At 63.8% G+C, this 9,697-nt stretch carries 12 protein-coding genes and 2 tRNA genes; 9 read left to right on the top strand and 5 right to left on the bottom strand.

Annotated features, from left to right (window positions below):
• The first annotated feature begins 131 nt into the window (after positions 1-131).
• Positions 132-320 carry a hypothetical protein gene (locus IAE37_RS11810; protein ID WP_013973178.1) on the top strand — a complete coding sequence of 63 codons (189 nt, stop codon included), beginning with the start codon at positions 132-134 and terminating at the stop codon, positions 318-320.
• Between the two features lie 5 nt (positions 321-325).
• Here IAE37_RS11810 and IAE37_RS11805 read toward each other — a convergent pair whose 3' ends face one another.
• A complete protein-coding gene (locus tag IAE37_RS11805; protein WP_201173672.1) occupies positions 326-973 on the bottom strand; it encodes a YceH family protein in 648 nt (215 codons plus the stop codon).
• A gap of 156 nt (positions 974-1,129) precedes the next feature.
• The gene (gene nhaR / locus IAE37_RS11800; protein ID WP_201173666.1) at positions 1,130-2,023 is read right to left on the bottom strand and encodes a transcriptional activator NhaR; all 894 of its coding nucleotides are present in this window, start codon (positions 2,021-2,023) and stop codon (positions 1,130-1,132) included.
• Positions 2,024-2,157: 134 nt separating this feature from the next.
• Between nhaR and IAE37_RS11795 the strand changes: the two genes are divergently transcribed.
• Both IAE37_RS11795 and IAE37_RS11790 read left to right on the top strand, forming a co-directional pair.
• Positions 2,158-2,397: a hypothetical protein gene (locus IAE37_RS11795; protein WP_201173664.1), complete on the top strand. Its 240-nt coding sequence runs from the start codon at positions 2,158-2,160 to the stop codon at positions 2,395-2,397.
• Positions 2,398-2,422: 25 nt separating this feature from the next.
• Entirely contained in the window at positions 2,423-3,175 is a 753-nt protein-coding gene (locus IAE37_RS11790) for a TerC family protein (protein ID WP_201173662.1), read from the top strand.
• Between the two features lie 60 nt (positions 3,176-3,235).
• Here the strand turns inward: IAE37_RS11790 and IAE37_RS11785 are convergent, their stop codons facing one another.
• On the bottom strand, positions 3,236-3,415 hold the full coding sequence (locus IAE37_RS11785; RefSeq protein ID WP_201173659.1) for a hypothetical protein: 180 nt from the start codon (positions 3,413-3,415) through the stop codon (positions 3,236-3,238).
• A 210-nt stretch (positions 3,416-3,625) separates the two neighbouring features.
• Here IAE37_RS11785 and IAE37_RS11780 point away from each other — a divergent pair, with 210 nt between their 5' ends.
• Positions 3,626-4,288 (top strand): peptidase C39 family protein, encoded by a 663-nt coding sequence (locus tag IAE37_RS11780; RefSeq protein WP_442967800.1) that lies wholly within the window; start codon positions 3,626-3,628, stop codon positions 4,286-4,288.
• Between the two features lie 64 nt (positions 4,289-4,352).
• Here the strand turns inward: IAE37_RS11780 and IAE37_RS11775 are convergent, their stop codons facing one another.
• The gene (locus tag IAE37_RS11775; protein ID WP_201173653.1) at positions 4,353-5,636 is read right to left on the bottom strand and encodes an NAD(P)/FAD-dependent oxidoreductase; all 1,284 of its coding nucleotides are present in this window, start codon (positions 5,634-5,636) and stop codon (positions 4,353-4,355) included.
• A gap of 200 nt (positions 5,637-5,836) precedes the next feature.
• Here IAE37_RS11775 and IAE37_RS11770 point away from each other — a divergent pair.
• Both IAE37_RS11770 and IAE37_RS11765 read left to right on the top strand, forming a co-directional pair.
• Positions 5,837-5,913 (top strand) — tRNA-Val (locus IAE37_RS11770).
• A gap of 126 nt (positions 5,914-6,039) precedes the next feature.
• A tRNA-Val gene (locus tag IAE37_RS11765) sits at positions 6,040-6,116 on the top strand.
• Positions 6,117-6,275: 159 nt separating this feature from the next.
• On the opposite strand, the gene IAE37_RS11760 is transcribed toward IAE37_RS11765, so the two are convergent.
• Positions 6,276-7,304: a GlxA family transcriptional regulator gene (locus IAE37_RS11760; RefSeq protein WP_201173651.1), complete on the bottom strand. Its 1,029-nt coding sequence runs from the start codon at positions 7,302-7,304 to the stop codon at positions 6,276-6,278.
• A 273-nt stretch (positions 7,305-7,577) separates the two neighbouring features.
• On the opposite strand from IAE37_RS11760, the gene IAE37_RS11755 reads away from it, so the two are divergent.
• From IAE37_RS11755 to IAE37_RS11745, 3 genes are read left to right on the top strand one after another with little or no spacing between them, the layout of a single operon-like run.
• Complete coding sequence (locus tag IAE37_RS11755) at positions 7,578-8,381, top strand: amino acid ABC transporter ATP-binding protein (RefSeq protein ID WP_328822721.1); 804 nt, start codon at positions 7,578-7,580, stop codon at positions 8,379-8,381.
• Positions 8,378-9,022, top strand: coding sequence for an amino acid ABC transporter permease (locus tag IAE37_RS11750; RefSeq protein ID WP_201173648.1), 645 nt, complete (start codon positions 8,378-8,380; stop codon positions 9,020-9,022). Before IAE37_RS11755 ends, IAE37_RS11750 begins: the two co-directional genes overlap by 4 nt.
• The gene (locus IAE37_RS11745; RefSeq protein ID WP_201173646.1) at positions 9,019-9,675 is read left to right on the top strand and encodes an amino acid ABC transporter permease; all 657 of its coding nucleotides are present in this window, start codon (positions 9,019-9,021) and stop codon (positions 9,673-9,675) included. Before IAE37_RS11750 ends, IAE37_RS11745 begins: the two co-directional genes overlap by 4 nt.
• Positions 9,676-9,697: the final 22 nt, after the last annotated feature.

Genomic DNA, 9,697 nt, shown 5'->3' with positions numbered 1-9,697 from the left:
CCGCGCGCCCGCCCCCCCCCCCCCCCACCCCCGGGGGGGGGGGGGCCCCCCCCCGCGAAGAGGTCAGTACAAACAAAGCAGAACCCGAGGCTGTCTATGCTTACCGCAGACACCCTCAGGAACCCGACCTCATGACCCTGATCAGCCGCGAACCCTGGTGGCTAGTGCCACCCAAACCCGGGCAGCAGGAGCAGGACCTGCACTGGGGCTACCTGGAGATCTACGCCGACGGCCGTACCGTGTTCGTCGACCAGCGCCCCAGCGACCGGGAGCTGGCCGAACGCAAGAGCTGCCGCAATTTCCCTGATCCGGAGCCCTAGCTGGCTCAGCCTTCGAGCTCGGCCAGGCGCGCCTCCAGCGCCGCGATCCGAGCCTCGAGGGCTTCGATCCGCTCTTCCGACACATTGCCCGCGCCGCTGCGGGCGCCACCTTCCTGCTGGCGTGCGGCAAGGATCGCCTCGATCTCTGCCGGGTCGCCGAGGGCGTGGGTGTAGCGGTCTTCGCGTTGCCCGGCCTGGCGCGGCAGGTGCAGGGCCAGGCCGCGCGAGGCCAGGCGCTCGAGCTGGTGCTGGACCTGCTCGGTGTCGTCGAAGGCGTGCAGGCGGTTGCTGCGGCTGAGCAGTTCGCTGAGGGTCTGCGGCCCGCGCAGGAACATCAAGCCCATCAGCACCAGTTGCGCCGGCACCAGCTCCAGGGCCTTGTCCACCCGATGTTCCCAGCGGTCGGCACGGCTGCCCATCTGTAGGCGGGTCATCTCCTGCCCTTCGAGTGCACGCAGGGCCTGGCCGACCTGGCCCTGGGTCAGGTTCATGACCGGCTCGCGGCTGGTCTTCTGGTTGCAGGCCAGGACCAGGGCGTTGAGGGTCAGGGGGTAGCTTTCCGGGCTGGTGGCCTGCTTCTCGATCAGCGAGCCGAGGATGCGCACCTCGATGCTGTTGAAGCGGCCTTCACCTGCGGTTTCTTGGTCTGACATGGCCCTGTCTCTTTGCTAGGAAAAGGCCACTAGCGTAGGAAATACCGTGGCTCAAGGCAATCGGGACCGCGTTGTGGGCCTTCGCGGCACAAGGCCGCCGCGCGCGCTAGCTCGATTACGGAAAAGGGGGCGACCTTGCTATAGCCACCTGGTCGATCACCAATGGAACAGCTCGCGTCTTGCCCCTTCGGTAATCGCCACGATGCCCGGGTGCTTGACCTTGCGCTCCACCGAGATGGCGTAGAACGACTCCTGCACCGCGTCGGTCTGCCCGATCAGCTCGACCCCGTACTGGCGGCAGATTTCTTCGGCGATGACGCTGGGTGCCACGAAGATGCCACTGCCCGATTGGCCGAAGGCCTGCATCAGCGCACTGTCGTCGAACTCGCCGATGATGCGCGGTTGCACCTGTTGCTCGCCCAGCCAGCGCAACAGGCGGCTGCGGACCACGGTCTCCTGGCCGGGGATCAGCAGCGGGGCATCCTGCAGGCAGGCGGGGAAGGGCCCGGCGTGGCAGCGGGCCAGGGTTGGCGTTGCGAAGAAGCTCAGACCGCATTCGCCGAGCTTCTGGCTGTAGCCCTTGATGTCCAGGTGGCTGGGCATCGGGCTGTCGGAAATCACCAGGTCCAGGCGCTGGATCGCCAGGTCCGCCAGCAGTCGCTCGAGCTTGTCTTCCCGGCAGTTGATGCGCAGCACGTTGTCCAGCTCCATGGTCGGCGCCAGCAGGCGGTAGACGATGGACTTGGGCACCACGTCGGCTACACCCACGCGGAACAGGATCTGCTCCTGTGGCCCTGCGCGCAGCAGGGTCTCCAGCTCGGCACCGAGCTGGAACATCTGCTCGGCGTAGGCCAGGGCCTGGCGGCCGGTCTCGGTCAGTTCGAGCTGGCGACCGACCCGCTGGAACAGTTCCAGGCCGTGGGTGTGCTCGAACAGGCTGATCTGGCCGCTGATGGTCTGCGGGGTGAGGTTCAGCTGTTCGCTGGCGCGCACGATGCTGCCGGTCTTGGCCACGGCCCAGAAGTAGTGAAGCTGGCGATAATTGAGCATCGGCCCATCCCGATTCGTAAAAACCGAAGTATAACCGTTGAAAATACGAATTTTACTGATGTATTCGCATCTCTAGAATTGGCTCCCATCAGGCGCCGGTGGGCGCCATCGGTTTATCGATCAGCGAGGACTCCATGCTCCATCTAAAATCCATCGGCACCCCCCTGGTGCTGGCCCTGGCCCTGCTGAGCCTGGCTGGCTGCGACCAGGCCGAGAAATCCGCCCAGCAGATGCTCGACCAGGCCGCCGAATCGGCCAAGCAAGCCATCGACAAGACCAACGAAGCGGCCCAGCAGGCCTTGGGCGACGCTATCGGCCATGAAGGCGAGAAACCCAAGGCTGCTGAAACCGAACCCCGTACCCAGGGCATCTGACCCAGACCGATTGCAGGATTGATCAATGGAATATTTGCTGGAACTCGCCGCTAGCCCCACTGCCTGGGTTGCCCTGGCCACGCTGGTGGCGATGGAAATCGTGCTGGGTATCGACAACCTGATCTTCATCTCCATTCTGACCAACAAGCTGCCGGAGCAATACCGCTCCAAGGCGCGCCGCGTGGGTATCAGCATGGCCCTGGTCATGCGCCTGGCGCTGCTCAGCACCGTGGCCTGGATCGTCCAGCTCACCGACCCGGTGTTCGACGTGTTCGGCCATGCCTTCTCGTGGAAGGACGTGATCCTCATCGCCGGTGGCCTGTTCCTGCTGTGGAAGGCGACCAAGGAAATCCACGAGAACGTCGACCCGCATGGCGCCAAGGAAGAGGCCAAGGTCTCGTCCACGGTGACCCTGGGCTTTGCCGCGGCGATCTTCCAGATCCTGCTGCTGGATATCGTCTTCTCGGTCGACAGCATCATCACCGCCGTGGGCATGACCGAGCATCTGCCGATCATGATCATCGCCGTGATCAGTGCCGTGGTGGTGATGATGGTGGCGGCCGACCCGCTGGCCGACTTCATCAACAAGAACCCGACCGTGGTGATGCTGGCCTTGGGCTTCCTGATCATGATCGGCATGACGCTGATCGCCGAAGGTTTCGGTGCCCATGTACCGAAAGGCTATGTGTATGCGGCGATGGCCTTCTCGACGCTGATCGAGATCCTCAACATCATGGCTCGTCGGGCGCGGCTCAAGCGCGAAGCGGCTGAAGGTTGAGGGAGCTCGACGAGGAAGGGGGCGCCATGCGCCCCTTCCTGCTTTAACGGAATCAGCGTTTCAATGCGCCCCGGCATGACGCCGCGCGCGGCGTACCGGTTGCGGCTTGACCGCAGGCTTCAGGGGCATGTGATGCTGCTGCGAGTGGCGCCGTACGATGCGCAGCACGCCCCAGAGCATGGCGGCCGCGACGCTCAGCCACATGCCGACCAGCATGAGGATTGCCATTGTCAGGCTCATGTGTGCCTCCTTATCCCGGCCCGTGCAAGGCGGCCATCCGGACACACCAGAAGTTTAGCTCGCCCCCTGTGACGTTCCATTGACCGAAGGTCTATTGCTTGGGCCATTTGGTTCCTAGCGGCCAGCGCACTATACCCGCGCAGGCATCCAGCCGTATGATCGGGCCGTGGGCCGGGCCGGATGCCTGGCGAAGGAGCGAAGCGAGTATCCATGCAGCAACATGTCTTCAAGACCCTGGCGGCCTGCCTGTTGGCCGCTACCCTGGCCGGTTGCGCCGGCAAGCCCCCGGCACCGGCCAAGGGCGTGGCGCAGAAGGTCGAGATCAGCAGCGTGCCGTTCTACCGGGGCAACGCCAACCACAGCGGCGCCATGGCCCTGGCCGCGGTGCTGTCGCAGCAGGGCGCACCGATTACCCCGGGCCTGCTCGACAAGCCACTGGGCCTGCCACAGGACGCCGAAAAGCTGGATGCCGGCATCCCGCGTGTGGCGCGTGAATACGGCATGGTGGTGTACCCGCTGGACAAACACCTGGAGGCCTTGCTGGTCCAGGTGGCCGCCGGCAACCCGGTGCTGCTGCGCTATGAGGAAGGTTCGGCGTGGTGGAGCGAGCCGCGGTACGCGGTGCTGATCGGCTTCGACCGTTACAAGGGCCGGGTGCTGCTGCGTTCGGGCATGCATCGGCGGCAGATGATGGCGTTCGACGAGTTCGAATCGGCCTGGAAGGAGGAGGGCAGTTGGGCGGTGCTGATCCAGCCGCCGCGCCAGCTGCCGGCCCAGGTGGACCGCCAGCGCTGGCTGCAGGCTGCCGACGAGCTTGCCCGCTCGGGGCAGGAGATTGCCGCGAAGCAGGCCGTCAGCAGCCTCGACAAGTAATCACGGCCATCCCGCGGGGGCCGCGCAGCGGCCCCAGTTGTTTGCAGCCATACCAGGGTGTCGATCAGAAACCCAGACGGTCCCGCAGGCTGTAATACCAGGCACCGATCGCGCTGAACGGCACGCGGAACATCTGCCCACCCGGGAACGGGTAGTGCGGCAGCCCGGCGAACGCGTCGAAGCGCTCGGCCTGGCCGCGCAGGGCCTCGGCCAGCACCTTGCCTGCCAGGTGGGTATAGGTCACGCCATGGCCCGAGCAGCCCTGGGAGTAGTAGATGTTGTCGCCGATACGCCCTACCTGCGGCAGGCGCGACAGGGTCAGCAGGAAGTTGCCGGTCCAGGCGAAGTCGATCTTCACATCTTTGAGCTGCGGGAAGGCCTTGAGCATCTTCGGACGGATGATCGCCTCGATGTTGGCCGGGTCGCGCGCGCCGTAGACCACGCCACCCCCGAAGATCAGGCGCTTGTCGCCGGTCAGGCGGTAGTAGTCGAGCAGGTAGTTGCAGTCCTCGACGCAGTAGTCCTGCGGCAGCAGGGTACGCGCCAGGTCCTCGCCCAGCGGCTCGGTAGTGATCACCTGGGTGCCGCAAGGCATCGACTTGGCGGCCAGCTCTGGTACCAGGTTGCCCAGGTAGGCGTTGCCGGCGACGATGATGAACTTGGCCTTCACCTTGCCCTGCGGGGTATGCACCACCGGGTTGGCGCCACGCTCGATGCGCACGGCCGGGGTCTGCTCATAGATGATGCCACCCAGCGACTCGACCGCAGCGGCTTCGCCCAGGGCCAGGTTCAGCGGGTGGATGTGGCCGCCGCTCATGTCCAGCATGCCGCCGACATAGCTGTCGCAGGCCACCACTTCACGGATGCGCTTCTGGTCCATCAGCTCCAGCTGGGTGTGGCCGAAGCGTTCCCACAGGCGTTTCTGTGATTCCAGATGGCCCATCTGCTTGCTGGTCAGGGCCGCGAACACGCCGCCGTCCTTCAGGTCGCACTGGATGTTGTACTTGGCCACGCGCTCACGAATGATGCGGCCGCCTTCGAAGGCCATCTTGCCCAGCAGCTGTGCTTCTTTAGGGCCGACGGTACGCTCGATCACGTCGATGTCGCGGCTGTAGCTGTTGACGATCTGGCCGCCGTTGCGGCCCGAGGCGCCGAAACCGACCTTGGCGGCTTCGACGATGCTCACCTTGAAGCCGTTTTCCAGCAGGAACAGCGCGCTGGACAGGCCGGTGTAGCCGGCGCCGATGATGCACACATCGGTCTCCACCTCACCCTGCAGCGCCGGACGTGGCGGCACCGGGTTTGCCGAGGCGGCGTAGTAGGACTGTGGGTAGGGGGTATTGGACATGCTCGAGTAACCTCGTGTTTTATATTTTTAACGAATGTACCGATGCTATCAATAATAATAAACACCCGCTAGTCGTCCGTTGAAAATCCTTTACTGGGGGTGGAGCAGGCCTTCTCTATAAAGGTTTTAAGATTCAGTAGCTTAGCGTGAAAAAAAGGGTTGACACCGGTTTTGGAACGCGTAGAATGCGCCCACATCGAAGGCACATAGCTCAGTTGGTTAGAGCACCACCTTGACATGGTGGGGGTCGTTGGTTCGAGTCCAATTGTGCCTACCAAATTCGACGAAAGGGGCGATCCGCAAGGGTCGCCCTTTTTGCTTTGGGCGGCTGAAAGTTTTTGATTTTTTTGAAAAAAAAGCTTTACAGGGTGCCGTTCGGTCACTAATATGCGCACCACACGACAGGCACATAGCTCAGTTGGTTAGAGCACCACCTTGACATGGTGGGGGTCGTTGGTTCGAGTCCAATTGTGCCTACCAAATACGACGAAAAGGGCGATCCGCGAGGATCGCCCTTTTTGCGTTTATGTTTCGGACATTTTGTTGCCTGGGCTGGCCTATTCGCGGGTAAACCCGCTCCTACAGGGGGGCGAGACTCTTGTAGGAGCGGGTTTACCCGCGAAAGGGCCGCCACAGGCATCACAACGCCCCGATCTGAATATGCACATTGCGCAGCTTCGCCGGCGTCACACCAAACTCGCGCTTGAACCAGTAGATCATGTGCGAGCTGTCGGTGAACCCGCACTCATAGGCGATCTGGGTGATCGAGCGGCTGCTGTTGAGCACCATCCAGTGCGCCGCCTTCAGCCGCAGGTGCCGCCAATAGCTGGCCGGCGTGGTGCCCAGGTGCTTCTTGAACAAACGGATCAACTCGCGCTCCGTGGTACCGACCCGCTGGGCGATCACGGCAATGGTGCTGGTTTCGATCAACCGCTCGCGCATCAGCCCGACTGCGTTAGCCACCCGTGAATCCAGCAACCGCAAAGCCGTGGCCGGGTCCTCGCGCATGGCCTGCATCTCATCGAAACCGCGGTCGGACAGGATGTAGTGCAAGGTCTTGTCGGCGCGCGACTTGCCGCAGTGCTCGGCCACCAGGTGCATGGCCAGGTTGATCGAGGCCAGGCCGCCGGGGCAGGTGATGAACTCGCCGTCGGTGACGATGGGCACGTCGGTCACGGTGATCACTTCTGGGTGCACGCGCTTCATCGCCGCCTCCATGGCGAACTGCACCGCGCAGTGACGGCCCTGTAGCAGGCCCAGTTCGGCGAGGATGAACGTGCCGGTGCACAGCCCGACCAAGGGCACGCGGGCCTTCGCGGCAGCACGAATGAAATGGTACATCGCCTCGGGGAAGGCCAGGCGGCTTTGCAATACGCCGCCGTGCACGACGATGTAGTCGTAGTCGCGTGGGTCGCCGAACTGCCGGGTGGGCAGCAACGGCACGCCGGAACTGGAGATGATCGGTTGGTCGTCGTGGGACAGCACGTCCCAGGCGCAATAGATTGGTCGGCTGAAATCGCGCTCATCGGCCGACAGGCGCAGGAAATCGATGAAGCAGCCCAGCGACATCAGGGTGAAGTCCGGGCTCGGCACGATGCCGATGCGCAGTGGCGAGACGGCATCCGGTGGCGGCTTGAGGGGCTCGAGGAACGAATAGTCGGCGCGCATGGCTCAGCCTCGCAGAGGTGGTTTTTCGTACCGCTTTTTGACGGTATCGTACAATCGCGCTGTTGAAATTGTCACTACAGTGTTTTCACGGATTGCAATTGATCCGCTGTATTACCCTTAACTTTGATTGTTCTGAACCTGTGCCCTTCTAATTGCCTGGCAATTGGATTGCGGGAGGCCATTGCCCGAATGAAAGTGCGTCGTAGCCACACACAATAAAAGTTTCGATAACCGCTGAACACCTGCCTCCAACAATAAACAAAGGTGTAGAAGATGCCGCAACTATTAAGAAGTGTCGTCACCGACGGTCACCCTGTGCCGCAACGCCAGAAAGTGCTGGTCGATATCCAGGGCCTGGGTAAAGACTATGGCAACACCACCATTCTCAACGACATCAACTTGAGCGTGCATGCCGGCGAGGTTATCGCCATCATCGGTCCCAGCGGCTCGGGCAAGAGCACCTTGCTGCGTTGCCTGAACCTGCTCGACCCACCCAGCCGCGGCATCCTGCGCGTCGGCGATACCACCGTCGACGCCAGCCAACCGATCACCAGCAAGCAGACCTTGGCCCTGCGCCACCCGGTGGGCATGGTGTTCCAGTCGTTCAACCTGTTCCCGCACCTGACCGTGCTGCGCAACGTCAGCATCGCCCAGGAGCGAGTGCTCAAGCGTAGCCGCAAGCAGGCCGACGAAGTCTCTCGACAACTGCTCGACCGCGTCGGCCTGTTGAGCAAGGCCGACCAGTACCCGTCGCGCTGCTCCGGTGGCCAGCAGCAGCGCATCGCCATCGCCCGCGCCCTGGCACTGGAACCGAGCCTGATGCTGTTCGACGAGCCGACCTCGGCACTGGATCCGGAGCTGGGCCTGGAGGTGCTCAACGTCATGCAGGAGCTGGCCGGGCAGGGCATGACCATGATCGTCGTGACCCACGAGATGCATTTCGCCGAGAGCGTCTCGGACCGCGTGCTGATCATGGCCGACGGGCACATCATCGAAGAAGGCAAGAGCGCCCAGGTGATGCGCCATCCGCAAACCGAGCGGGCCCAGCGCTTCCTCAGCGCGGTGATGAACCGATGAACGCCGAGATGCTCTACACCATCCTCGGCGGCATCCAGTGGACCCTGGCCCTGACCGTCACCGCCCTGGCCATCGGCGTGCTGCTCGGCGCCGGGCTCTGCGCCATGCGCAGCTGTGGCATCAAGGCGCTCGACCTGCTCGCCGCATGCCTGATCCTGGTGCTGCGGGCGGTGCCGCCCATCGTCTGGCTGTTCCTGATCTTCTTCGGCATCGGCACCGGGTGGTTCGAGGTCAGCCCCTTCCAGGCAGCCGCCCTGGGCCTGGGGCTGATCACGGCGGCGAACATGGCGGAGATCTTCCGTGGCTCGCTGGCGGCGGTGCATCGCGGCCAATGGGAGGCGGCGCGGGCCCTGAGCATGCCGGCGCGCTACCGCCTGCTCGATGTCATCGCCCCGCAGCTGTTGCGGGTGTCGCTGCCATCGATCGCCACCTACGCCATCGGCCTGCTCAAGGACACCGCCATCGCCTCGACCATCGGCGTCAGCGAGATCGCCTTCCAGGCTACCCACGTCTCGCAGACCAGCTTCCGCGGGCTCGAGACCTTCGCCTTCGCCGGCCTGTTGTACATCGCCCTGAGCATCCCGGTGGCTTGGGCCAGCCGCTGGGCCGACCAACGCATGCGCCTGAGGGTGGCACGATGAACGAGATCCTGAGCTTCTGGCGGGAGATCCTGCCGTCCTTGTTCGACGGTTTCGCGCTGTCGCTGCAAGTCACCGCGGCCGCGTTGGTGCTCGGCATTCCGGCGGGGCTGTTGCTGGCCCTGGGGCTGCGTGCCCGGCACTGGCTGTTGCGCACGCCGCTGCTGGCGCTGGTCGAGATCGGCCGTGGCGCCTCGGTGCTGGTGCTGTTGCAGTTCGTGTACTTCGGCCTGCCCAGTGCCGGCATGACCCTCGGCGCGTTCATGTCGGTGACCCTGGCCTTCACCTGGTGCACGGCGGCCTACACCAGCGAGATCCTCCGTGCTGGCCTCGAGGCGGTGCCGCAAGGGCAGCGCGAGGCGGCCCAGGCCCTGCGCCTGAACCGCCTCGACACCCTGCGGCTGATCCTCCTGCCGCAGGGGCTGCCGATCGCCATCCCGGCGCTGCTGGGCTTCTCGATCCTGATGCTGCAAGCCTCGTCGCTGGCCTTCGTGGTCGCGCTGCCGGAACTGATGAGCAAGGCGCAACTGATCGGCTCCAACACCTTCCAGTACATGCCGATCTTCACCCTGGTTGCATTGCTGTTCGCCGTGATCTGCATCCCGGCCACCGTGGTGGTCGGGCAGCTGGAGCGGCGCCTGAGTCGCCATATCTGACAACGACAAGTAGGAGTGACCC

It is taken from the genome of Pseudomonas sp. S31, assembly GCF_016648105.1.
Lineage (GTDB): Bacteria > Pseudomonadota > Gammaproteobacteria > Pseudomonadales > Pseudomonadaceae > Aquipseudomonas.
The sequence above is the reverse complement of the archived record's forward strand: the minus strand, read 5'-3'. Positions and strand labels throughout refer to the sequence as shown.